This is a genomic window from Mesorhizobium sp. (assembly GCF_004962925.1).
Classification (GTDB): domain Bacteria; phylum Pseudomonadota; class Alphaproteobacteria; order Rhizobiales; family Rhizobiaceae; genus Mesorhizobium.
Window position 1 is genome coordinate 1 of sequence record NZ_SUEO01000077.1, and the last position, 25,057, is coordinate 25,057.

The 25,057-nt window shown below is 58.5% G+C and carries 14 protein-coding genes and 2 pseudogenes; 6 read left to right on the forward strand and 10 right to left on the reverse strand.

The features are described 5' to 3' along the window. Positions 1-52 precede the first annotated feature (52 nt). Positions 53-745, forward strand: coding sequence for a hypothetical protein (locus E5W87_RS16865; protein WP_292399560.1), 693 nt, complete (start codon positions 53-55; stop codon positions 743-745). Positions 746-943: 198 nt separating this feature from the next. Then, positions 944-1,426: pseudogene (locus E5W87_RS16870) on the forward strand (DUF2243 domain-containing protein); the annotation flags it as partial. 59 nt (positions 1,427-1,485) lie between these two features. Here E5W87_RS16870 and E5W87_RS16875 read toward each other — a convergent pair. Beyond that, positions 1,486-2,679: a trypsin-like peptidase domain-containing protein gene (locus tag E5W87_RS16875; RefSeq protein WP_292399611.1), complete on the reverse strand. Its 1,194-nt coding sequence runs from the start codon at positions 2,677-2,679 to the stop codon at positions 1,486-1,488. Positions 2,680-3,284: 605 nt separating this feature from the next. On the opposite strand from E5W87_RS16875, the pseudogene E5W87_RS36100 reads away from it, so the two are divergent. The 3 genes and pseudogenes from E5W87_RS36100 to E5W87_RS16885 form a co-directional block, all read left to right on the forward strand. Beyond that, a pseudogene (locus E5W87_RS36100) lies at positions 3,285-3,443 on the forward strand (DUF4236 domain-containing protein); the annotation flags it as partial. A gap of 357 nt (positions 3,444-3,800) precedes the next feature. Beyond that, positions 3,801-4,619: a thermonuclease family protein gene (locus E5W87_RS16880; RefSeq protein WP_292399562.1), complete on the forward strand. Its 819-nt coding sequence runs from the start codon at positions 3,801-3,803 to the stop codon at positions 4,617-4,619. A 527-nt stretch (positions 4,620-5,146) separates the two neighbouring features. Continuing rightward, on the forward strand, positions 5,147-8,143 hold the full coding sequence (locus E5W87_RS16885; protein WP_367118834.1) for a TrlF family AAA-like ATPase: 2,997 nt from the start codon (positions 5,147-5,149) through the stop codon (positions 8,141-8,143). On the opposite strand, the gene E5W87_RS16890 is transcribed toward E5W87_RS16885, so the two are convergent. From E5W87_RS16890 to E5W87_RS16915, 6 genes are all read right to left on the reverse strand, one after another. Next, positions 8,131-8,340 carry a hypothetical protein gene (locus E5W87_RS16890; protein WP_292399570.1) on the reverse strand — a complete coding sequence of 70 codons (210 nt, stop codon included), beginning with the start codon at positions 8,338-8,340 and terminating at the stop codon, positions 8,131-8,133. The two genes, E5W87_RS16885 and E5W87_RS16890, sit on opposite strands and share 13 nt — an antisense overlap. A gap of 41 nt (positions 8,341-8,381) precedes the next feature. Beyond that, the gene (locus E5W87_RS16895; protein WP_292399584.1) at positions 8,382-11,855 is read right to left on the reverse strand and encodes an AAA family ATPase; all 3,474 of its coding nucleotides are present in this window, start codon (positions 11,853-11,855) and stop codon (positions 8,382-8,384) included. Beyond that, on the reverse strand, positions 11,852-13,114 hold the full coding sequence (locus tag E5W87_RS16900; protein WP_292399587.1) for a DNA repair exonuclease: 1,263 nt from the start codon (positions 13,112-13,114) through the stop codon (positions 11,852-11,854). The genes E5W87_RS16895 and E5W87_RS16900 overlap by 4 nt, the downstream gene beginning before the upstream one ends. A 92-nt stretch (positions 13,115-13,206) precedes the next feature. Further along, the gene (locus tag E5W87_RS16905; protein ID WP_292399590.1) at positions 13,207-18,777 is read right to left on the reverse strand and encodes a DUF3320 domain-containing protein; all 5,571 of its coding nucleotides are present in this window, start codon (positions 18,775-18,777) and stop codon (positions 13,207-13,209) included. A gap of 457 nt (positions 18,778-19,234) precedes the next feature. Further along, positions 19,235-19,468, reverse strand: a complete 234-nt coding sequence (locus tag E5W87_RS16910; RefSeq protein ID WP_292399593.1) for a hypothetical protein — start codon at positions 19,466-19,468, stop codon at positions 19,235-19,237. A 78-nt stretch (positions 19,469-19,546) separates the two neighbouring features. Next, positions 19,547-20,437: a hypothetical protein gene (locus E5W87_RS16915; protein ID WP_292399596.1), complete on the reverse strand. Its 891-nt coding sequence runs from the start codon at positions 20,435-20,437 to the stop codon at positions 19,547-19,549. Positions 20,438-21,043: 606 nt separating this feature from the next. Here E5W87_RS16915 and E5W87_RS16920 point away from each other — a divergent pair. Next, the gene (locus E5W87_RS16920; RefSeq protein WP_292399599.1) at positions 21,044-21,397 is read left to right on the forward strand and encodes an AlpA family transcriptional regulator; all 354 of its coding nucleotides are present in this window, start codon (positions 21,044-21,046) and stop codon (positions 21,395-21,397) included. Here E5W87_RS16920 and E5W87_RS16925 read toward each other — a convergent pair. The 3 genes from E5W87_RS16925 to E5W87_RS16935 form a co-directional block, all read right to left on the reverse strand. After that, positions 21,378-22,631, reverse strand: a complete 1,254-nt coding sequence (locus E5W87_RS16925) for a site-specific integrase (RefSeq protein ID WP_292399602.1) — start codon at positions 22,629-22,631, stop codon at positions 21,378-21,380. The genes E5W87_RS16920 and E5W87_RS16925 overlap by 20 nt on opposite strands. Positions 22,632-22,947: 316 nt before the next feature. Continuing rightward, positions 22,948-24,510 (reverse strand): glutamine-hydrolyzing GMP synthase, encoded by a 1,563-nt coding sequence (gene guaA, locus E5W87_RS16930; protein WP_292399604.1) that lies wholly within the window; start codon positions 24,508-24,510, stop codon positions 22,948-22,950. Between the two features lie 55 nt (positions 24,511-24,565). Further along, a partial coding sequence (locus E5W87_RS16935; RefSeq protein ID WP_292399607.1) for a 5'-methylthioadenosine/S-adenosylhomocysteine nucleosidase occupies positions 24,566-25,057 on the reverse strand: 492 nt, incomplete at its 5' end.

Consider the following 25,057-nt stretch of genomic DNA (forward strand, 5'->3'; position numbering starts at 1 on the left):
AGGCAAGACGGCAGCCCGCCGGGTCGATCGCTGGCTAGCGCGGGAGGCCGCGTTGCTGGCGATCCACGCCGACAGCAAGGGGCGGGACGCCTTCGCTTTCGATCCGATCTCCAGTCGCTATCTCGAGATGGCCGAGGATCTGCGCATTCGGACACCCTATTCGATGACCGTCGTTCGGGAACTACGCGAAATTCCCTGGGCAAGTTGGGACGATGAACTCCGGGCGTGGCGCGTGCCGTTTCGGTCCTATGAGGAACTGCGGCGCTGGTGGCCGACAATCGAAGAGGCTGCCCGGCGTAGCGAACCCGAGGAAAGGAAGCGACGACGCGAGGCGGAGAGGGACTCGGAAGCTCAAAGGACCACGCGGTTGCGATATGCGGAACGCCGCCGCCACCGCTATCCTCTGCCAGCTGAAGACTTGCCTCCGATGGGCCGCCCGGTCGCAACAGAGCAGTACGGGGTTGTCGTCTTTATTGAATCGTCAGGTGAACTCGTCGAGCCGTCAGTATTGGCTGCATTCTACCCACACGCGATGCGGGCAGACTTCGACTTGGTGTGGGGAACGTGGCGCTCGGCGAGGCTGACGGAACTTGTCAGGACATGGCCCGCTCGTCGTGAGGCCGGACCGATGGAGCATTCCCGGGGCTGGTGGCAGCCGACCCTTGCCGAACTTAGAGTCGCTCGTCGAAACGCGCGAGCCATCGAGCGTCGAAGGCGAAGCCGCGATCTCAGTCCAACGTCATGAGCTTCTCAGACCGCGACTCGATTGGCCGCCCTCTCCGCCAGAGGCGCGGCCTTTCATCTTTCGAAGACTGTTGTCATCGCCAGCGCTTCCGCTGCCTCAACATCCGATTCTTGCGACCTTAGCTGCGCGTGTATCCAACCCGCGGGGTCGGGGAACACATGGCCTGGCCCGAAGTTAGAGGTGCCAAAGGAGAGAGGGATGGCGACCACGGCCTCGCAGCATCGCCGTTTTCCAACGTCCGCAGGTATTCTGCTGGGGCTCGGCTTGGGCGGATTCTTCGATGGAATCGTGCTGCATCAGTTGCTCCAGTGGCATCATATGGCGACCAGCGCCGGCTATCCCGCCGACAGTGTTGAGAACCTTCGGTTCAACACGCTTCTCGACGGCCTGTTCCACGCCGGCACGTACGTGTTCGTCGTGCTTGGTCTGATCGTGCTCTGGCGCACCGCTCACAAATCTCATCTCTGGTGGTCGGGAAAGATGTTGCTTGGGACGATGCTCATGGGCTTCGGGATATTCAATCTGGTCGAAGGGGTGATTGATCACCAGCTTCTCGGCATCCACCATGTCAACGAAACCGTCCCGCAGGACCAGTGGATCTACTGGGACATCGGGTTCCTGATTTGGGGTGCACTGATGCTGATTGGCGGCTGGGCACTGTCAAGGCGGGGCAAACGGGAGTCGCCCGGCGAGCCTAGCTATAGGCTAAGCCAGACAGCCTTGCGCCACCCTCGCAAAGATCATTTCATCCCACTGTCCACGCCGGGCTTTACGGAGACAGGTCCGATACTGTGCTTCAGCCAGCACTCTCGCTTTTTTCGAACATACGAGAATGCGCGGCAAATGTTGTTGACCTCACACTCTAAATAGCATCCGAGAAAATTGGTCTTCAGGCGCCTGTAGTCGCCTCCAGGCATGTCTTTTCCAGAACCGATGATGAAGCTCGAGAACTTCACCTGGGAGCTAAGGGGGTCAACGACCATCGCAAACGCGTCCGAGTTCTTGACCAGAATTTTGGCGTCATCCTTCAAAAAGCAAAAGCGCTCCCGCTTGTTGTAAGTCACGGCGTTGCATTGACCATCTTCGCTACAAGCTCGCTGGCATTGTTGCTGGCTGACGTTTCTGAGGGTTGCATAATCGAAGCCGACGACATCGTGGTTATCCAAGATGCTGAAGGGCCGCATGGGTCGATATGGTTCAGGAGCCGGAACCCTGGTGACGGCTGCTACCTCGGTTTGGGCCGGCTCAGGGTTGGTACCGTAACAGAAAAGTTGGACGACCGCCGGCTGCACCTTGTCTGCCAAATCCGCGGTATGAAGTTCGGCCGCATCTTCAGGCGCATATTCGAACTTTATGCCCCGGCTCTCGAGGAAGGTTTGCAGCAAGGTGGCACGTAGCGCGAAGTTGACGTTCTGGGGAAGTGCGCCACCGCCAGCCTCCGGCTTCAACGTCGCTGTTGTGATGCCGACAAGAGCACCACGGCGATCGACGACCGGGCCGCCAGAGTTACCCGGCTGAATGGGCGTCGATATCTGGAGGTAACGAGTGTCGTCGCCCAACCCCATCAACGAATTTACATTGCCGGTCGTAACCTTCACCGATGAAGAGAGAACCGACCCGAGTGGATAACCGAACGCTGCAATATCTTCGCCTAGGCGAGCGCCGGCATGCCGAAGGCGGACAACTCCGGCCGGGACAGCGCTGATTCTCAAAACGGCGAGATCGTTCCTCACATCCATCTTGACGTCCGATGTCGTGGATCCGCCTGTTGCGGTGACCCGTGTACAATCTTTGACCACATGAGCGTTTGTTACCGCCCAACCCTCGGAATTAATCAGAAAGGCGGTACCCGTGCCGATGGGTTCCTCCGCTGCCGCTGGCGCGATGAGCATCCCGAGTGCAATCAGCAGGGTTGAAGTTCGGCGCCCAATCACTGTGTGCAACTTCCGCTCTCCACAACGCACTTAGTTTCGCAGGTAGCTCTTGTTGCCGCTGTCGCTTAGGCAATACCGACCTCCGCGAGGGCCAGTGCAGTATGTGCCAGAGCGGCAGGAGCAGTCGGATTCGCCTGCGATCGGCGACATTTCGGAAGAGGAAGCACCAAGCAGTCCAACTGACCCTCGAGCTGACGAGTAGCCTGAACAGATCTTCTTGCTTCCACTGATCGACCCGTCATTGCAGACAAATTTGCTGCCCTGACAATGTGAGATTCCGCCTTTGCTTCCGCTGCACGGCTTATTGGCTGCGTCTGCCGGCGCACTCACGCGCAGTAAAATTACGAGCGCCGCCGCGCATGACAGGAAATACAAAGCCAGCCCTCCACCCCTCTCATGAGTTTGCGTTGTTGGGAGGATTTCGGCAAGTTCGTTGCAGTAAATAGAAGAGTTATAACCACCGAAAGGTTTTTTTCTGCAGCTACCGCCACCTTTCCTACCACTTCGTAACCCTCGCCAGTTGAACTCAGTTTATGAAGTGCTTAGCCAACCGACTCGACTCGTGATCGCTTTCGCCACATCATGGTAAAGGGGGGCGCTTGGGGATGGCATTCCGATTTCGGAAATCTGTAAGGATTGCGCCAGGAGTCCGGATAAATCTCAGCGCGAAAAGTGCCAGCGTTCGGGTTGGACCGAAAGGGCTCGGGTATACAATTAGCACAACAGGCAAAAAGCGCCTTAGCGCGAGCATCCCCGGCACCGGTCTTTCGTATTCGAAGGGTGTTTCTTCCAAGCGGCAGTCAGCGCCTGGCGCGCCATCCCAACGTCATGCTTCTCAAACCAAGCCGTCTTCGAAAGGCCCTATCGCGCTTCTGCTACTTGCCATTGGTGCTGGACTGGTCTGGTGCGGCGCGCCGTCCAACGAAACCAAGATTGCCAGTGGGCGCTCTCCGACGAACGGGTCTGAACAGCCGAACCTAAAACCCGCGACCGCAGAACCGGACCCGGGCCCTTCCCAGGTTCAAGAAGCTTATGCAGGGCCTGCCTCTTCCGTTGAAAAGACACTTTATAGCACCGCAAATGTTCGGCTACGGACATCCCCGTCGGCTGAGTCGCCGATTGTGCTCACCGTCGCAGTTGGCTCTGCAGTATTGTCGTCAAGGCGCGAAGGGCCTTGGCACTACGTTTCTTACGGCAACTATTCGGGCTGGATTCTAGGCGATTATCTCGCGGAGCCGCGTCCTGAACCGGCGGCAACAACTTCGCCGATAACACCGCAGGTGCCAAGCGCACTATCAACTTCAGACAACACCATCTCAGGCCGCGCTACCATCATCGACGGTGACACGATCGACATCTCCGGCACGAGAGTGCGGTTCAATGGCATCGATGCTCCTGAGAGCGCTCAACTTTGCCGGAACGCCAAGGGTAAGAATTACCGCTGCGGCCAGTCAGCCGCGAAAGCGCTTGATGCTTGGCTGGCGAAGTCCCGGCCCGTGACTTGCACATTTGCAGAGTGGGATCGCTACGGCCGCTTCGTAGGCGACTGCTATCGTTCCGATGGCGCGGCAGTGGCCGCATGGCTGGTCAGCGCTGGGCACGCAATGGACTGGCCGCTCCATTCGGGCGGCGCCTACGCGAGCTATCAGGACGAAGCTCGGCTGGCGAAGCGAGGCATCTGGCAAGGCGAGTTTCAACCGGCGTGGGAATGGCGTGCCGCGCAGCTGGCGGCGCCTAAGCGTGAAACCACGAGTCCAGTTCGACTGCTCTCCGGCTCATGCGACATCAAGGGCAACATCAGCAACAAGGGCGTTCGAATCTACCACCTCCCCGGCCAGCGTTTCTATGACGAGACAGTGATCAGCCCTCCCAAGGGTGAGCGAATGTTCTGTTCGGAAGACGAGGCGCGCGCGGCTGGTTGGCGCCGGTCGAAAAGATGACATAGCTCCAACTTTGTTGGAACGAGTATAGTCCGAGGAGCCGCTGCAGATCGATCATGCGCAGCTGCTTCTGTCGACGCCCAGACGGGAAGCCGTTCGCGCCATGCACGTCCGCTTTGGGGCCGAAAGCTGACTGTCAGCTATTAGGTCCAATTTGCCCAGAACGGACGTCGCGCTTTTCGGCAACGGTGCCGTTGCTCAACTGAGGCTTCGGTTCGGAGCCGAATGTCACCCCGTCGTCGACTTTTTTGCGGCAGTTGGAAACCACAAGAACACGCCTAGGAACCTCGTGGACCTGAAATAGTCAGCGGCGGACGAGTTCTCACGATCTTAAAGCACAAGTCACCGCCTGTCGCCGAAAGATAAAAAGCGGCGCTGGAAACAAAAGGCGGCCATGCACGCCTTGATTGATTTTTTCACCCGACTAGATTGTACCCGCGCCTTCACCTAGGCGCAGATTCGTGATCCTGCCTGACGACAGGCATGGCTTTTTCGGATCGGAAACCCCGTCACCTGGAGTGCTTCGGATGAGTGTGTCCCCGACGCCGCGTGCTGCCAAACGAGAGGCTCATCGAGGGTCGCAGTGGCTTAAGTGGGATCTGCATATACACGCGCCCGGTACGAAGCTCTCTTGCGGATATGGCAAACCGGACGACGTGACGTGGAAACGCTTCGTGGCTATTCTCGAACAATCCGAGGTCCAGGCCTTTGGCATAACGGACTATTTTTCATTCGACGGCTACCTGAACACCGTCAAGTGGTATCGTCAATCGTATCCGGACTCGACCAAGCTAGTGATCCCGAACCTGGAGTTACGTTTGACCGAGACGGTCAGCATCGACGGCAAAAACGTCAACACGCATGTTCTGGTAGACCCGGCTGTCGCGACGCCCGAAGCCTTGAGCAAGTTCCTCAACGACCTCGAAACGCACATATCGGTTGGTGGCAGACGGTTACGCTGCAGTGAACTGACGTCTATGAATTACGCTGCGGCAACCGTCAGCATACATGATGTTAAGGACTCGCTAAAGGGATGCTTCGCGCCGGAGCAATACATTATCGTCACCGCCGCCGGAAACGATGGCCTGCGCGGTACCGCCAAAAATTCCCAGCGTAGCAAATCCATTTCCGATGAACTCGACAGGATCAGTAGCGCCTTCTTTGGAAAATCGAACAGCACGGCATTCTTCCTGAGCGACTCTCGGTACGAGGACGGATCGAAGTCGGAGTCTAAGCCCCTCTATGACGCCAGTGACGCCCATTCCTTCGAGGACCTCGGACGTTTGACAGGTGACGAACCGAGCTATCAATCGACATGGATCAAGGCCAATCTGACTTTCCGAGGTCTCCGTCAGACGGTCTTCGAACCGGAACATCGCGTCTTTGTTGGAGACCGTCCAACCGTTCTCGTCCGGATCGAGCGCGAGGCGACGCAGTTCATCGACAGGCTGGAGATCAATGCCCTCGCCCCCTATGCCGGTCATAACGGCACCTGGTTTCGGAACGTCGAAATCCCGTTCAACCCTGAGCTGACTGCCATCATCGGCAACAAGGGAAGCGGCAAAAGCGCCGTCGCGGATATTGTCGCCCTGCTCGGAAATACTCGCCAAGCGAAATATTTCTCGTTTCTAACGGACAGTCAGACGAACAAGAAATTCAAGCGGCCCGGGTTCGCCGAGAATTTTTCGGGTCGTCTCGTATGGAAGAGTGGAAGCGTTGTCGAACGGACACTGAGCGATGATGTCGATGAACTCGAGCCGGAGGCGGTCAAATACCTGCCACAGAACTACTTCGAGAGCCTGACAAACGAAATCGAAGTCCAGGCGCTGCGCCGGGAAATCGAAGACGTCGTATTTTCGCACGTCGACATCAGCGACAAGATGGACGCCAAGAGCTTCCGCGATCTCGAAGAACGGAAGACGTTGAACAGCCGACAGGAAGCTAGCCAGATCAAAACGAAGCTGCGGGAACTCAACATCAGGATTCTCGAACTCGAGGACCAGAGCGAACCTGGATTCAAGACCAAACTGCAGGCGGAACTAGGGGTCCTTCAGAAGCAGGTGTCCGCACTCGAAGCGTCGAAGCCTCCGGAGGAAGCGCCCCCGGCTACTCAGAGTGCGGAACAGGAAGCGGCGACAGAAGAAATCGCGTCACAAACCCGGTTGCTGGACGACCTTGCTGCGCGTGAAAAGAGCGCCGTCACGCGGCTCGGCTGGCACAAGACTACCTTGCAAGAGGCCAGTGAATTCAAGGAGGCCGTAAATGCCCTGAAAAGCCGTGTGCAAGGCGACAAGGAGGTTTTTAAAACCAAGTATAGCGTTCTCGGCTTAGATGTTGACCAGGTCGTCATTGTTACCGTTAACCTCGAAGAGATCACGAAGAAGATTGAGGCTGCGAAGGAAGAAATCGCGCAGATTGAGCGCGAGAGCGCCATGGTTTTCGATTCAAAGACCGATCTTTCCAAAGTCGCCAGTGCACCCGATCTGCGTGCTGCGCAGAAATATATTGCCGATCGCATCGCCGAGACGCGCGCCGCTCTCTCGGCACCTCAACAGCGCTATCAAAGGTATGTGCAGGCCGTCCGCGAGATATCCGAGCAGATCAGCGATATCGTCGGTCAAAAGGCCTCGCCGAAATTAGGGACGATTGCGGAACTGGAGGCGCGCATTGCCCGGATCGACAACCATCTGCCGGGTGAGTTGTCCAAGGCGTTTGAAGACCGTAAGGCGCTCTGCTCGGTCCTCTTCGAAAGCAAGCACAAGATAAGAACGTTCTACGAGGGTTTGAAAACCAAGGTTGAGTCGCGGCTCACCGCGGTGAGTACCGGGGACTTCAAGGTGTCGATCGACGCGTCTTTTGTACCGTCTCCCAAGTTCGGTGATGAATTCTTCAACCATCTGAACCAAAACGTGAGCGGCCCCTTCCGCGGAGTCGCGGAAGGCGCGCGCGCCCTTCAACAGAAGCTATCGACAGTCGACTGGAACTCCTTCGAAAGCATCTTTGCCTTTGTCGACGATGTGGTCCGATCGATGAAATCGGGTGGTATCAGACGGCAGACCAAAGACGTCAAGAGATTCTACGACTTCCTTTATTCCCTCGAGTACTTCGAACCCCGGTACGAGTTGAGACTGGGAGGCAAAGACCTGAACCAGCTTTCCCCCGGAGAGAAGGGGCTTCTGCTGCTGGTCTTCTACCTACACCTGGACACCGACAGCTCGCCCCTCATCATCGACCAACCCGAAGACAATCTCGACAACGACAGCATATTCTCGGTACTCGCAAGGTGTATTCGCGACGCGAAGAAAACCCGGCAGGTCATATTGGTGACGCATAACCCAAATCTCGCGATCGGAGCCGACGCCGAACAAATCGTCTATGTCCGGTTGGACAAGGTGAACGGTTACATGTTCAGCTATGATTGCGGCGCGATCGAGAACCCGAATACCAATGGCCATATCGTAAGGGTGCTCGAAGGTTCGCGGCCAGCCTTCGTACAACGTCGACTCAAGTATCAAATCACCTGATGGCGGGCGTATTCCGGCGTTGCTTTGTATTGTAACGTCCGCGCCTGACGTATCCGGACGTGGTTAATAGCGAAGCATCCGACCGCCATAAGAAGAGCGGGTGATGCGGACAACCGAAATGAGGCGCAAAGCTGCCGGGCGATCTTGGCGAGCAAGGCAAGGGGAGAAGAAGACGCAATTTCCGGCAGCGCGGCCAACGTCAGGCGATTCCTTGTAGATTGGAAGACGCTGTTTGGGCCTATTCGATTTGGTGGATAGTAGTCCCTGGCACAACTGCCTTGGCGATTTCGCATAAATGCTTGTGATGGGTCAGATATATCACCTGACCCATGCCCGCCATTTCCCCGAAAAGCTTGAACACCTCTTCCGACCGGACATGATCGAATGTCTCCATGATGTCGTCCGCGACGAATGGGACGGAAGGCCGGAATTGCGCGAATTCGTAATATCCAGCGAGTCTCAGGGCCAGATAGAGCTGAAAGCGCGCGCCTTTTGAAAGCGCATCGGCGACCTTGGATTGGCCATCGCGCTGCATCGCTATCAGAACCTCGCCACCTTTTACGGGCTGGGCTGTAAGGCCGCCCGAATACTGGCCTTGCGTCATTAGTTTGAATGCGTCCGAAGCACGCGCCATCATTCCTGACCGGTGGCGCTCGCGGTAGGCGCGCAGGGCATTCCCGGCCGACAATATTCCAAGTTTGAGCTCGATATATCGAACCGCGCCATCTTCGATTTCTAGCAGGATGGTTCGGCGTTCGGCGTCAAGACGAGCGACAGCGCTGTCGCCTCCAATCTCGTCAATCTTGTCTGCCGCACGCGTTTGTCGGATCAGCTGTTGTTGGAGTGCGCCGTCGACCTGCTGGAGCCTCTGCTCGCCTTGTGCCTTCTCGATCGCCAGGCCGTCGAAGTCGATTTCGTCAAGGACCGAGCGGGCCTGCTCAAACTTCTCCAGTGAAAGTTCAGCTGCCACGCGATCCTCGAGCTCGGCCACGGTCGTACGCAGACGATCCCTCTCGCGCAGCAATTCGTCGCGCTGCGCCACGTCGGTCAAGGTGTCGACGCCGAACGCGCTCAGCACCTCATTCTTGCGGCGCTCGTGGATCGAAATCTCGTTGTCGAGGACATTGCGCTCGCCCTGCAAGCGTTTCAAATCGTCCAACAGGCCTGCCTTCGTGTCTCGAGCCCTTTCAGCGCGATCCAGTCGATTGCCAAGGCGGACTGCTAACTGCTCCGCCTCTCCATCCTTTGTTGCCTCTCCGACGTCCGCTGCTATAGCGCTGACCTCAATGAGGAAATCGGCCCTGTCATCTTCCATTTTGTCGATGCGCAACTGAAGAGCGTCTCGTTCTTGCACGCTTTTGGCCAGATCGCTCAACTGTTCGAGCACTGTGCTTAAGGCGGAAGCGGATACGCCATTCTCGAGCCAAGTTCCCATGAGCGTTTCGTTTATCGTGGCGAGCCACTCCTCCTCGCGTCGCTCGGCCATTGCGAGAGCACGACGTCTAACGGCAAGATCCTCTTCTCTGGCATTCAAGGCCCTAAGCGCTTCGGCGTATTCTGCGTCTAATTTGCGCTGCCGCTCCAGAAACAATTCCGCTAGGGCCATAGCGGCTTCCAGCGTCTCGTCCGGCGCCGGTGCTATCCCGACGCTCGTCAACGCCCTTATAAGTTCCAGTCGGATCTGCTCGCCCACCTCGGCAGCCCGCTCCGCCTTCTTGCGAGACCGCTCGATCTGCCCGGATGCCGCGAGTGCATCAGCGCGCACCTCTATTTGAAGATCGAAGCGCTCTACCAGGCGCTCTAGCGAGGGCTCGATGACGTCTTCTAGCAACTCACCGCCGACCTGACGGACTTCAGCCATTTTGGCGTCCAGGTCGAAGCCAAGCCGTGCGCGTTGCTGACGCAGGCGAGACAGATCCGCCGAAGCTTCGGCAAGCGCCCTCGTCGTCGCGCGCATATCTGCCAAATCCGACGCGTTCGCCAAGCGGCCTGTGCCGACACCATCGTCACGGGCTAGCGCTAGGACAAAGTCCTCAGCTGTTTCGCTGGTCAGCGCCGCCCTATGCGTTTTCCAAGCTGCGTCACGGGCGCGCCGGCTCGTTGCCGCAGCTTCGTCGTCGGCCACATCGCTCGACGCTCGAAATGCGTCCAGTCGTACAGCGTGCCTCGTGGAATTGCTCTCACATTCCGCAAGGCGTTCGTCGAGCACGGAGCCGGCTCTGGCCAAATCTTTTGCCGTTGTCTTCCAGGATGTGATCTGCCCCGCGCTCGGAACCGACATGCTAGCGAGCATGCTCGCATTGCCAACCCATGGCCGGAGCTCAGCCCGCAACTCCTCCCATCGAATTGTTCCTGCATCTTCCTCTTCGCGGGCCGCAGCAATTTCGGCCAGATGATTGCTCGCTCGAGCTTTCGACAATGCTGAACCGAGCTTGGCCCTAACAGATTCTGGCACTGCTCTTTCCTCGCCAACTCGCTGTCGAGCCGATTGAAGCGCGTCGAGCGCAGCCGCAGTTTCGTCATGGGCGGCGCGCAACGCGGTAGCGATGCCAGATCGTTGCTCAATCATTGTACGTAAGATTCCCACCGTCGCTGCGGGCAAAAGTAACTTCGCCGGATCCTGCTCAGAAGTGCGCCCCAACGCGCTTAGGCAAGTCGCGACGGTATTGTTGAGGATTTGCAGCTGGACCTTGCGTGTGGGCAGATCAAAGCCGGCCGACGAATAGCGCACCTTGCTCTCTGCCAAGTTTCGGATGCGCTCGGAGACCCCTAAGATCAGCTCGTCCACTTCGGTGGACGCAATGCTTGCCATCAGACGCTCAACTTCGCCGACATTGCCAGCCAAGCGCGTTCTGAGGCTCGCATCGTCATCGATCAGCTCGGCTATCGAGCCCGTCCAAGTGCGCGTTGGTGACGCAGTTTCCGGTAACCCGTCTAATTGGACGAGTTTGCGTCGAATGTCCCCCAGCATCGGTCGCGCGCGCTCGAACCGCGCAATTGCTTCGAGCCGCGCCGACAGCACCGCCCGTTCGTTGACTATGCCGTCGTATTGCTGTGCAGCGTCTCGACGTTCAGCCTCCAGCCCGTCGTAGGTAGAAGCGAGCGTGTCGATATCATCCCTCCGAGTTTTTAGGTCGGCCAGTCGCTTCTTTAACAGCGCTATTTTGGTACCTTGGGCCTGCTTGCGATGCAGAGCGTCGGCCTCTGCCTCCAAGGCATTCAGCGTATCGCTTGCATGTCCAAGGCCTGCGCTGGCAGTGAACAACAGCTTGCCGAGATCACCGCGTGATTCTAGGATTGCCTTTCCGCCGGCCTCCAGGGTGTCATCATCCAACGAAAACATCGTCGCGTAGGCATCGCGAGACAGGCCGGCGAGGTGTGCCGTGATTGCCATCTCACTGACCGGCTTGCCGGTCGCGTCAAGGAGGGAATTGTTCCGCTGTTTCGTGCGGGTGAATGAGTGCTCCGTGCCGGCCAATTCGAGCACGCCGCCGAGCCGCATGGCACTATACTCGTGGATGAAGTTGTATTTGCTGCGTTCCTCAATGCCAAACAAGAGGTCGAGAAAGCCGGCAAGAGCGGTCGACTTCCCGGCTTCATTGAGGCCGAACACGATATGCAGATCCGGCCCGGAGGTGGGCATGGGTCCGAAATCGATCGTCCGATCGGTGAACTTCCCGTAGCGAATAAGCTCAAGGCGTCGCAGTCTCATGACGACGCCCCAGCCTTGAGACGTGCGGTGACCTGATCAATGCCCCTGGCCAGCGCTCTATCAAGGAAAATGTCGAGCTCGGCTTCGCTCTTGCCAGCAAAGTCGCGGCCTTCCGCCGGAAGTTCGGCAACCGTCTTTTGAATGAACGCCCTGGCCTCTGCGCGGAACGCCTCCGACGCGGCGTCGCCGCGCATCGACGCGGCGAGTTCAAAAATGGGATCAGCGGTGTCCTCGACGGTTTCGGTCCCAGGCGAAACGACGTCGAGATCGAGCTTTTCGATCCACGTGTCACCCAATTGCCCTGCTACCTGTTGAGCTTCGGCAAGGAGGAGGTCCCTGTCGCGAATAAGCTGCCACGACAACGGTGACGCTCCGGTCAGATCGACTCGAGCCAAGGCGTGCCTCGATCGAACATGGGAGCGCAGCTGTTCAAGTGCGACGCGGACACGCGTAACGACTTGGGGCCATTCAATGGTTCCTGTAAGGTCGACGCTAAGGCGTTCGAACTGCACGACGCTGGTCAGCCGTTCCTCGATCTCAACAGCACCGTCATCACGTATCGTCACAAGCGTTGTCGATTTCTCGCCGGCCTCATTGATGTCCCTGCCCTGCGGAATACCCGGCATCACGACCGTCGCGCGTGCCCCTGGATAGACTTGGCGAACATGGATGTGCCCGAGCGCCCAGTAGTCGAACCCATGACTGTGCAAGTCGGCCACACTGCAGGGCGCGTACACGTCGTGACCGGGCGAGCCGGCTAGGCTAGTATGCATGATACCGATATTGACCGCGCCGCCACGAGCTGTTGGGTACTTCGGCAACAGACTTTCTGGCGCCCTGGAATGCGTAAAACTCAGGCCATGGAATACGACGTCCAGACCACCCGAAGTCTGCAATACTGATTGGGCGCGACCGCCGAAAACGGTCACGCTATCCGGAAACACGAGCTGTTTAGAGATGCGTGAGAGCGCATCATGATTGCCGCGGATCTTGAAGACCCTGATACCCGCCTGGTGCAGCCGTCCGATTTGTGTTGCCACGAACCGCGCGGTCTTCATCGATGTTTGATCGCCATCGTAAAGGTCGCCAGCAATGACCAGCGCATCCACGCGTTCCTCGAGGCACAAATCCACTATCGAAATGAAGGCTTGGCGGCTGGCGTCACCCACAAGCTCCGCAAGCTCAAGATTTCGCAACGCTAGCGAACGAAGCGGTGAATCCAGATGAATGTCGGCCGTGTGAACAAATCGAAACGCCATTCAGCCTCCAGCCAAGGATACAGACCTCGTCCCGGATTCGTCAGATCTAGCGAGGACGGCTGCCCACCCACCCTCGCATCGTCGCTGATGTCTCACTGACCGCTTGCGCCGTCGATCAGCAGTCCGTCTTGGTACCGCAACGATCCTTCGGCGACAGAACCGGCGACTGCCGATGAAATCAATTGCCTCAATTGAGCGCTTGTGGCTTTGAAGCCTAACATCCTCGAAACGCCCGTTGCGATTTCGTCCTCCGTCGCGCCGAGATTGGATCTCACCACCTCGATTGCTCCTTCAGCAACTTCCTCCGACGAGATCATTTCAGGCTTACGCAATCCAGGTGACATGACACCGCTGCGGTCGCGTAGCTGAATAGGAGCGCCGGGCTTGAAGCAGAAGTCGCCTCGACGTGCCACAGCTCCCCGCGCTTCGGCGACAACAAGTCCACGCTCAATTGCGTCCTGAACCCTACCGCCGGCCCGCTGTAGGCCCCACGCATCCCGGATACGCGATACCACCTCGTCGATATGGATCGGCGCCTCCGCAGCCACGACTTGCTCGACCAGCCCAGCCAGAAGACCGGTGGGCGTCTCGTGAAGTTCAAACTGCCCGGGCGGTCTCTGTACACTGGCTTCCGCGTAGGCCCGATCTGGTGTCTCGGCTCCGTTCGTGGTTTCCAAGCCGATTTCTGTGACATTACCTCTGTCGACCGTCACGACCTGTACGGCCGCGGCACGGCGTCGCTGGTTCCCCAACTCTGCACGTTCAGCGAGTTCTCTTGTTGCAGCCTCTATCGCAGCCACCGTCCGCTCGAGCTGTTCACGCGGACGCTGGAACCAGTCAGCACTCCAGATGCGATGAATTATCCAGCCATGGTCTTCGAGCACAGCCTGGCGAAGCCGATCCCGATCTCTGGCGGAGCGCGAAGAATGATACTCCGCTCCGTCGCATTCGATACCGAGCAGATAGCGTCCTGGCCGCTCCGGATCCGCGACCGCCAGATCGATGAAGAAGCCCGCGATACCGACTTGCGCATGGACCTGATAGCCTCGTTCAATCAATGCGTTGGCTACCTGTTCTTCAAAGATTGAATCCATCTCCCGAGTCGTCGTCTGGGCGAGCGAGATACGCCCAGTCCTCGCGTAGTGCAAAAAGAGCTTGAAGGCGAACACCCCCTTGCCCTTTCCGCGTTCAAGGTCGATGTCCTCATCTGTTATCGACGCGTACACCTCACAGGCACGCTTGGCCCGGCTTATGAGGACATTGAGGCGACGCTCACCGCCTTCCGAACCGAGTGGGCCGAAGCGCATGGCCATATAGCCCTGGGCATTCTTCGCGTACCCTACCGAGATCATGATCACGTCCCGCTCGTCGCCTTGAACGTTCTCCAGATTCTTGACGAAAAACGGCTCACTCGGATGGGCGTGGAAGAAGTTCTCCGTATCCGGATTCAACCGCCGCAGCGCCTCAAGTTCGTCTTGGATCGCACGACGCTGGCTGACCGAAAAAGTCGCAACACCAAGAGACTCTTGCGGATTCGACTTCGCATGACGGATGATCGCTTCTGCTACAGCCCGCGCCTCGATCGGGTTCGTCCCTGTCCCGCCTGAATCGAACACTCCGTCCGGCACGTGATGGAATCGCAGCCCCATGCCGGCCTCTTGGGTATACGGACTTGGAATGATGAAGAGCCGGTTCTCGTAGAACTGGCTATTCGACACGGCGATGAGCGATTGATGTCGGCTGCGGTAGTGCCAGCGAAGCATGCGCTGTGGTAAACCACGGGCCGTGAAGAGCCCGAGAATGCTCTCGATGTCAGCGACCTGCGCACCCTCGCCGTCGTCATCTTCTGATTGCGAGCCCGTCATCTTCGCAAAGAATGTTGTCGGCGGCAGCTGGCGTTCATCACCAACGACGACCACCTGGTTCGCCCTGGCAATTGCGCCGAGTGCGTCCACCGGCTGGATTTGAGACGCTTCGTCCATAACCAGGAGGTCGAACGACATTCGACCGGGCGACAAGAACTGCGCCACCGAAAGTGGGCTCATCATGAATACCGGCTTCAACGCCTGGACAGCGGGCCCTGCCCTCAGCATCAACTGCCGGATAGGCATATGGCCTCTTTTGCGCGCAATCTCAGATCGAAGCAAACCGACAGGCCCAGCTCCGCCATCCCTTGATGGGATCTTGCGATGATGCGCGGTTACGACCTCGATGGCGCTAGCCTTGATCCTCTGCCGGTCCAAATCCGCAAAGTCGCGGACAGCCCTCGAATGTAGCTCGCCGTCAAACCTCCCGAGCTCCGGCTCCTTATTCGCCATCGCCGTCAGCATTTTCTCGTAAAAGCCAATGTCGAAGACCGATCGCGCCGATGCGGTTGGAACCTGGCCGTTGGCCAGGCCGCCGATCAACTGTCCTAGTCCCGCCTTATGGGCGCTCTCAGATCGTTCTTCGTAGGCAACCCATTTCGAGAGCTGTTCCTGATGCTCGAGCCAGCCCTCTAATCGGGCAATCAACTCGGCAATCACGACCTCAGAGAAATCGCCTACTCCGAACAAAGACGAAGCATCAGCTTTCAAATCCTCCGCAAGCGCCTTCAACTGCAGCGCCGCGGCCTGGGCCGCTTCTCGCGTTGCACGAGCCAATTTTGCGATCTCGACCCTGTCAGGTAGACGCGCGACCAGATGTCGGAGTGCGCTATTGTTTTTCAACCAGAGCTCGGCCTGCGTAAGCGCTGCCCAGTCGGATCCTCGCCCGACCCAAGACGAGCCAAATGCGGTCAGGCCGAGGCCGTGAGCGGCATCGATCTGTTGAGCAAGCTTCTGTAGGGCGCCCAGTCGTCGCACGAGCTCCACCCGACCGGATAACTGATCAGGCACGCCGGCTAGAACCTCTCGAGACGATTCGTCCGCTTGAGCCACGGATCGCGCCTTCACTTCCATCAGCTGCAGTGAAGCCCTTTCGGCGGAGGCCACGTCACCCAGCATGGACGGCGCGAGGTGGCCGAGATCGTTCCAGAAACCCTCGATCATCGGCCGGCCGATATCGATCACCTTGCGAACCCGGAGCGCCCGCGCGCCCGCTTCGGAGCGCTCGGCCATCCGACCAGCAATAAGTCGCGGTTCCGAGCCAAGTCCCCTCAGCGTGCGCATCCATTCCACTAGGGCTAAGAGCGGTGCCGACGAGGATTTCTCCCGGCGCCAATCTGCTCCGAAGGCGCAACGACCAAAGGCGTCACCATCACGAACCCTGGTGGCCGCCGCTTGCCCCTTCATCAACAGGTCTAGGAGACGCACTGTCTCCGTCGACGGCGCGTTAGAATCGGCTAGAAGGAACCGCAGAAGGGCTTTGGCGCGACGGTAGTCGCCGCTCAATGCCTTCAACAGGCCCGTATGAGTGGCCAGGGCTAGCCTTGTCGGTGCTACGTCCGTATTCCAGGCAGCATCGATAACCTTGCCCTTCAGCTCTGCTTGGACCGCCTCAAGCGTCGCGACGCTCTCGGCAAGGTCCGCCGCTTGTTCAAGTCCTGAGTCCCAAACGGTCGCGGCAAACGCTTCGGGGCTTGCGTGAGGGGCAGCCGCAACCCTCTCCCCCGTCACGATCAATCTAACCAGCCCTGCCAGCGTGTCCGGTACAACCGTTGATCCCAGCTCCTGGTTCAACCGCTCCGCTTCATCCCGCAAGCGCGGGAGCAGAACGGTCAGCTGGTGCGCACGGACAAAACCGTCTTTCGGGAATTCTGATGGCAGCTTTGCAAGCTCTGGCTCGAGATCTTCAATTGGGGTGTCGATCGCCGTCGCCGCCAAATGCTGCGAAACGTCTTCGAATTTGCGGGCGAAATCCGATCCTGTCCAAAGAAGCGATGAGATCTCCTTAGGATGGTCATCCCACACCGGCGAGACCAACGCGTCGGCGGGGAGCTCTGGTGCGGACGCGAGCAGTTCTGCGCGATCTTCTATGTCGCCGCTGTCGCATAGAATTCGCGGAGGCTCGGCCTCGATCCGCGCGGCAATGTCGATCAGTTTTGCCTGTACAGCTTTCGCTTGATCGAGCAACGACCCGACGCGCGGGACGAGCCGCTCGACGGTGGTTGGCAGCACGACATCCAGGCCTACCCCTCTCCAAGGATGGTGGATGGGTAGCCCGATTTCGTTGATCCGTTGAGAGACATCGTCGAGCAGCTTCCGGCGTGACGAAACGCCTTCACTCGTCCAATCGGTGGCACCTTCTAGCTCGATATCTACGGGTTTTTGCCCGTTCTGCCTCAGTCGGGTTAGCTGGCCGAAAACCTGGTAGGGCGTCAGGGCGGACGCGCCGAACGGAACATGCATCCGGTCGGCATGCGCATTGAGCTTGTCGCGCGCCTGCGACAACTGATCGGTGAGCGCAGACGGGAATTGTCCTCGAGGCGATCCGAGTTGCCAGGTACGACGCAGCTCCTCCAGCATCATGCGCTTGTTCGCCTTGTTGCTGTGGAGTTCCAGACACGCGTCCCCTACCCCGGCATTGTCGAGGCGGCGCTTCACGACCTCCAGCGCGGCCATTTTTTCGGCAACGAAAAGCACGGTCTTTCCGTCGGCCACGGCCGACGCGATAACGTTTGCAATTGTCTGCGATTTTCCTGTGCCGGGGGGACCTTGGATCACAAGGTCGCGTCCCTTTCTTACGTCGTGGATCGCGAGCGTCTGGGAACTGTCGCTGTCGACGATATGCAACATCTCCGCAGGCGCAATGTGCGGATCAATCGCGATATCATCCGACATCAACGGCTCGCGTGCTTCAAAGCCATCTGAAAGGAGCGAGCGGATCTTCGGCTGCTCGATGATCTTGGAGCCCTCGGGCCAGATCTCGGGATCAAGATCCCGGTACATCAAGAATTTCGCGAACGAGAAGAAGCCCAGCACCATGTCGTCCCGGAGCACCTCCCAACCCTCTTTGGTTGATACCGCCTCGGCCACGGCATCGAGATACTTTGAGACGTCGAAGTCGTCTCCCGCATCGAAGCTCGGCATGGCGAGCTTGTGCAAGCGATCCAAATAGAGCTCGAGCGATAGATTCGCGCTCAGATCCTCCGGCCTGGCGCGCAACCGGAACTTCTCTCCGGCCGCTCCTCGTTCGAGTCGGACCGGCACCAAAATGAGCGGAGCTTGACGGATGTTTTCTTTGTTGTTCGGGTCGATCCACCTGAGCATTCCCAGAGCTAGAAAGAGGATGTTGACGCCCTGCTCCTCTTCTAGCGTCCTGGCATCGTGGTAGAGGTCAAGGAGCCGACGTTGCAGACCGGTTGGGGTCATTCGCGTCTGGGCCTTGGTGTCAGAATGTCGCGCAGACACCCCCCTATCATCGATCTCGTTGTCCTCTGGCTGAGCAAGTGAGATGGGGGAGTAGTCAACCTCGTCGTCCCCAGCTTTGCTTTCCTGGCCCGCCTTCGGCCTGTCAGGCTTGCCTGCGAGGAAGGTAAATGCCTTCCCTTCGTTCACAAGGAGTCGATAAATCTCGGACGACCTTTCATCGACGATGTCGATCGTTTTCGCACTTTTGGAAAATCGGGGCACGTTCAAAAGGCGATTACGTGCGGAGAGGTCGAGCAACTCCATCCTGGCGCGCTCGAGCTTCTCCTTTAGCGGTAGATCGCTTTGGAAGACTGACTTTTCGGATTCTGCCAACTATGCCCCCACTCCCAGAGCCGAACACTTAGATCCTGCCCAGCGGTGGCCGCAACAAAAAAACTATCCGCATCTCGATAATACTGTTGGCAGCGTGCGGTCCGAGCATTGTGAAATGAGATACGTTGGTTACTTGATTTGAGCTAGTACCTCAACTTCGAGAGATCCTGTGGGAAAGCCGAATCGAAATTATTCGATATCCGGCGCAAGCGAAGGGAGTCGGTCATTTTCGACATTGAAGGCAAGGTCGTCCCACTGAGACCAGCAGAGCTTGTCACTAGTGACGAAATCCCGATGGCAATCTCACCCAACATTTTCGGAATGTCGGGGTTCTGGGAACGGCCTAAATGGCCTCGAAGACCGATATGCTGCGCAAAGCGGACCTAACATAGCAGCGCCCTTTGTGCGTGCCATTGCGCCGGCACGGGCTGAAGTAGATCAGCGGTGGTCATCGTGGCTAGTTGGTGCCCTTCAAGGACCGTCTCGACGATTGCGTCAGTTGCAAGAGACGATTGACGTATGAGGCGCTGATTTTCTCTGCCTTGGCGATATCCTCGGCGCTTCCGTAGGCGCCCTGCTTCAGCATCTGCTGCCAGCGATAGGCGCGGGCAATAGATTTGACGAGCGTGTTATAGACGCCTGGCCGAGCAGAGGCCCATCGCTCCTGGCCAGCTGTCGACAGGCCACCCATGCCCTCTACGCTGCTGGCGCGGCTAGCATTGTCATCCGGAAAACCGAGGATGGTCTTTCATTCGCCGCCCACCGCGCGTCAGTGCTTGATTCCCATTCGAGCGCGCAGCGTCGCTGTGACATGATCCTCGTGCGGCTCAACGAAATCGATCGCGTCACTATTCCTCGATTGAAGGCTGATCGTCATCCAGTTCTCGCCACCTACTAGGACGCGAGTGACAAGCTCGGCGACCTGACTGGCCTGCTGAACAGTCGCCGGATCAAGTTTGAAATCGTCATCGAGCAGCGTGCGCACGTCCCATAGGGGAACGGTCCCATGGTCGACGGGGAAGCGTCGCATCGCTCCCGTAAGGATACCTCCATCGATAGCGCAGGACAGCGAAGACATCTTCAAGAAACTCAACCGATGGTCAGGACGCGCAAGATCGGCAGCAACGGTCGCGATATGCAGAGCAGCTAACCCAGCCTCGGGGGTACTCCATTGCTCAGAACGCTCGCGTAGGCGCCCGATGGTGTGATCGGAAAGGTAAACAGATGGGACGACATCACAAGCGTCGCGCTTGCTGCGCTTCGTTGTGAAGGTGGCGCATAGCGCAGTTACTCCTCTTTCGTGCTCCAGCCCTTCAAGCGGATGGCTGCCATGCACCAGCATGCGCAGATCGAATATCGATGCCTGCCGGCTGTCTTCCAAAAATAGCGCGATGCGAAAACCACGATCATAGGGAGAGAGGCGCTCCATACGAGTAGCGGCGGCATCAAGAAGCTTTACCCGTCGCGGCGGCGATCCTTCATCCATGAACGCGTGACGCAGCGCTACTTGCGCATCGCGCCACGTCGTCGCCTTGCCGCCGGGATCGAGCATAGGCGCGCCTATCCTCTCTCGTCGAGCAATCTCGTAAGCGAGATTTTTTGCGTAGATACGCGCTTCGGTACTCAGTTTGCCAGGCGACTGTCTCATGACGGCATCCATAGCGCATTCCCAGCATTTGAGGATAGGCGAGAGGTCAAGGCTCGGCGAGATCGAGAGGCGGCACACTGCGGCGCGGAATGTATAGCGCGCACGTCGCGCGGATGAAAAGAGCGCCCGATCGCTGGGACGCCTACGTCCGCCTTCGTTGAAGCGAGTAGACCATGACCGTCAACAGCAGGACGAGGCCGACGATAGCGTGTTCCATCTCGCTCGGGCGGGTAAGCTCAGAAGCAGAGAGCTTAAATCATCGTTGTAAGCCGTGTAACAAGCTGTGTAACAAGCTGTGTAACAAATGGCGCGAAAAGCTCATTTTTCAGTTGTATAGCCGTCAAGTCGTAAAGACGCTCTCTAAGTCGAATACTCCAGCATTTGCCGGAGGAGCAAGAGACTCGAATGTCTGCGCGCCGACGAACCCTGACCCACTGACCGGAAATTTCCGCCTTCCCAAAATGAGAACCAGGCCTGAGGTTCCGCTAGGGAATGCTCCCTTTTTGATGAGGTCCGCCTGCTGGTCAAAGACGACGATGTGGTCGTAATTGAGAGCTGTATCGGAATTGGGGCAGACACGCGATCATTCGCTCCCAAGGAGTCTTCCCGGTCATACACATGGTCAAATGGCAGAAGCCTATTCCACCCGAAAGCTGCCAAAGCATACCAGAAGACGGGTCCCTCCCCGTTTTGCCGCACATTCAGGCGCGACAAGTCGTGCGAACTGTCCGCCGGTCACAATTGCGAGAAATCATCCCCTTATCGGACACGACCATTTATGAGATGGAACAGCGTGGCGAGTTCCCACGACGCTTCAATCTGACCCCCCGCTGTGTTGTTTGGGATCTGGCGGAGGTCGAAGCCTGGGTTCAGGCAAGGCGAAACGCATCGTCTGCCGGCGCGATCGAAATTGCCCCAGGTCCAGACGTGCGGTCGCGGAAGACGAGACCTGTCAAATCGGATCAAGGATGATCGCCGCCCCAGCAGCCGGCTGGAGTACGGGGGTGTGCTTCTTGCCCGCCGCCCATGCATCAACTATGTTCGCCCATTCCTGCAGCATATGACGACGCTGCGGCTCATATTCAGCCTTGTTATAAACACCGCGCGAGGTACGGCTGTCTTCGTGGGCAAGGCATTTTTCGATCCAGTCGCGATTGAATCCGATCTCGTTTAGGAGTGTCGAGCCGGTCCGCCGTAGGTCGTGCACTGTAAAGGGCGCAAGCGGCAATTCTTGTTTTTTTGCGCGGTCGACAATGGCCATGGTGACCCGATTGAAGGTGGCGCGCGACATGGGTTCGTCGGCGTCATAGCGAGATGGCAGCACGTATCGCGAGTTCGCTGCGCAAGTCTTGAGCGCAATTAGGATATCGAGGGATTGGCGGGACAGGTAGACGTTATGCGGCTTTTTCCGTTTCATTCGCTCTTTGGGAATGCTCCAAACAGCGTTCTCAAAATCGACCTCGTCCCACGTCGCGTCCAGCAGCTCACCCTTCCGAACCATCGTGAGCAGGATCAGCTTTAGGCCGAGCCGTATCGTCGGCAACGTTGGCACATTTTCCAACTCGTTCAGCATGATTCGGATTTCTGCGGGGGACAATGCTCGGTCTTTTGCCTCGAACGTGGCAATCGAGGCCGGTCCTACCTCGTCCGCTGGATTGGGAATCTTCTCGCCGTGCAGAATTGCATGACCATAGATCTGCTTAACAATATCCCGGACATGAATGGCTGTTGCCGGCGCGCCGCGGTCGCGCACCTTTGCGCAGAGCGCCCGCAAGTCGTCAGCTGTTATTTCTGTGAGGAGTCTTTTGTCCCAAATCGGCAAGATGTCTCGATCGAAGATGGCTTTGCGCATTGAGCGCGTGCTATCCGCCATCTTGGCCTCCTTAAACCAGCCCCCGCCGGCATCGCCGAAGGTGGCCATTGCAGACAGGCGCCGCTTTTCACGCTGCTTTTCATGCGCCGGCGATTGTCCGGCTGCCACCATTTTTCGAGCGGCAATGCAGCGGTCGCGCGCCTCTGCTAGCGAGATGCCACCCTCACCATAGCGGCCCAGCGTGACTGTCTCTCGCCGACCGTTCATTCGGTAGTCGTATCGGAACGAGATCTGCCCTGCGGGGGACACCGTGGCGTACATACCGTCACGATCAGCGACCTTGTATAGTTTGTCTTTTGGTTTCAGCTTCTTAAGTGCAATGTCAGTGAGCATGGCGAGGACAATCTAAGCGGGTTTCCACATATCCAGCGCCAGATTTTACCGTCATCGATTTTACCGTCAAGTCCCAACCCTATCGTCGAAAATTCAATGGCTTACCTAGAGATTAGCTAACGTACTAGGAAGCGAGGTCGTGACGGTACTAGCTTCAAGGGAGGGTGATGAGAGAAGGGATGCCGTCAGGCTTACCGCCAAATGATTCCGCTTGTAGGCAATAGTCAGCGATAGGCAAAGAGAGGAAAATGATTTCGGTTCAACAAGTTAACTGTATGCCGCCGATAGCCACTAAATGCTGGCGAACGACCGAGCTTTATTCCCACTCGATGGTGCCGGGCGGCTTGCTGGTCACATCGTAGACGACGCGGTTGATGCCGCGCACCTCGTTGATGATGCGGGTGGCGGCGGCGCCCAGGAACGCCATGTCGTAGTGGTAGAAATCGGCCGTCATGCCGTCGACCGAGGTGACGGCGCGCAGCGCGCAGACGAATTCATAGGTGCGGCCATCGCCCATCACACCGACTGTCTGCACCGGCAGCAGCACGGCGAAGGCTTGCCAGATGGCATCATAGAGGCCGGCCTTGCGGATCTCGTCGAGATAGATGGCATCGGCCTCGCGCAGGATCTCCAGCTTTTCGCGAGAGATGCCGCCCGGGCAGCGGATGGCGAGACCGGGACCAGGAAACGGATGCCGGCCGATGAAGCTTTCGGGCAGGCCGAGTTCCTTGCCGAGCGCCCTCACCTCGTCCTTGAACAGTTCGCGCAGCGGCTCGACCAGTTGCATGTTCATGCGCTCGGGCAGGCCGCCGACATTGTGGTGCGACTTGATCGTCACCGACGGGCCGCCGGTGAAGGAGACGCTTTCGATGACATCGGGATAGAGCGTGCCCTGCGCCAGGAAATCGGCGCCGCCGAGTTTCTCGGCCTCTTCCTCGAATACCTCGATGAACAGCCGGCCGATGGTTTTGCGCTTCTTTTCCGGGTCCGACTCGCCTTCGAGCGCGCCGATAAAACGGTCCGAAGCGTCGACAAGGATGAGCGGCAGATTGTAGTGCTGGCGAAACATCTCCACCACGCCTGATGCCTCGTCCTTGCGCATCAGCCCGTGGTCGACGAGGATGCAGGTGAGCTGGTCGCCGACCGCCTCGTGGATCAATAGCGCCGCGACCGAGGAATCGACGCCGCCCGAAAGCGCGCAGATGACCTTGCCCTTGCCGACCTGCTTGCGGATCGTCTCGACCGCGTGCTCGCGGTAGGCGCGCATGGTCCAGTCACCTTCGATGCCGGCGATCTTGTGGACGAAGTTTTGGAGCAGCCGGGCGCCGTCCGGCGTGTGCACCACTTCGGGGTGGAACATGATGCCGTACATCTTGCGCTCGACATTGCCGAAGATGGCGAAGGGCGAGCCCTCCGATTTTCCGAACACCTCAAATCCGTCGGGCAAGGAGATGACGCGGTCGCCGTGGCTCATCCACACCTGATGCCGCTGGCCGGGCGCCCACAGGCCCTCGAATAGCGGGCTGTCCTTCTGGATCTCGACGAAGGCGCGGCCGAATTCGCGATGGTCGGAGCTTTCGGCGACGCCGCCCATCTGCACGCACATGGCCATCTGGCCATAGCAGATGCCGAGCACCGGCACGCCGGCGTCGAAGACGATCTGCGGCGCGCGCGGGCTGCCGATGTCGCCGGTCGAGGCCGGCCCGCCGGACAGGATCACCGCCTTCGGCTTGATGCGCTTGAACGCCGCTTCGGCCGACTGGAACGGCACGATCTCGGAAAAGACGCCGGCCTCGCGGATACGCCTGGCGATGAGCTGCGTGAACTGGCTGCCGAAATCGACAATCAGGACGGTGTCGGGATGATTGGCTATCTTCATGGCGAGCGTTTAGAGAAAGAAACGAGTCGGCGCAATGGGTTGCGAGGTGTCTCCCTCAATCCGATTCCGCATCTTCATGGGATTGTCCAAATTCCAGCGCGCCGGACCCGATCGCCTGTTCCAGCCGCATGACCGCATCCGCCAGCTTCTCGTCGATGACATGGAGATACTCCTTCCAGTCGCCGACATGCCTGAGATCGGCAGCCCCGTCGGAAATGCCGCGCAGGCCGACGAGCGGCACGCCGAACAGCTGGCAGGCACGCAGGCAGGCGAAGGTCTCCATGTCGACCATGTCCTCGGTAATCGCATCGTAGGCGCTGCCGGAAATGATCGCCGCACCGGTCGACAGTGTCGCCTCTCTTATGCCGGGAATCCTGAACGGCAGCGGCACGGTCACCGGCAAATCGAGAAACGGCGTCGCGCCCTTCTCGAAGCCCAATGCCGAGGCGTCGATGTCGCGGTAGGCGACCGAAACGGCCTGATAGATTTCCGTCTGCTCCAGCGTCCGGCTGCCATCCGAACCGAGCGACACGACGAGGTCCGGCAG

Bases quoted from the DNA above. Each gene is read 5' to 3' on its own strand.
- E5W87_RS16885 (WP_367118834.1), top strand. From the start codon at position 5,147: ATGAGTGTGTCCCCGACGCCGCGTGCTGCCAAACGAGAGGCTCATCGA.
- E5W87_RS16895 (WP_292399584.1), bottom strand. From the start codon at position 11,855: ATGAGACTGCGACGCCTTGAGCTTATTCGCTACGGGAAGTTCACCGAT.
- E5W87_RS16900 (WP_292399587.1), bottom strand. From the start codon at position 13,114: ATGGCGTTTCGATTTGTTCACACGGCCGACATTCATCTGGATTCACCG.
- E5W87_RS16910 (WP_292399593.1), bottom strand. From the start codon at position 19,468: ATGGGTGGCCTGTCGACAGCTGGCCAGGAGCGATGGGCCTCTGCTCGG.
- E5W87_RS16915 (WP_292399596.1), bottom strand. From the start codon at position 20,437: ATGGATGCCGTCATGAGACAGTCGCCTGGCAAACTGAGTACCGAAGCG.
- E5W87_RS16920 (WP_292399599.1), top strand. From the start codon at position 21,044: ATGGTCAAATGGCAGAAGCCTATTCCACCCGAAAGCTGCCAAAGCATA.
- E5W87_RS16925 (WP_292399602.1), bottom strand. From the start codon at position 22,631: ATGCTCACTGACATTGCACTTAAGAAGCTGAAACCAAAAGACAAACTA.
- guaA (WP_292399604.1), bottom strand. From the start codon at position 24,510: ATGAAGATAGCCAATCATCCCGACACCGTCCTGATTGTCGATTTCGGC.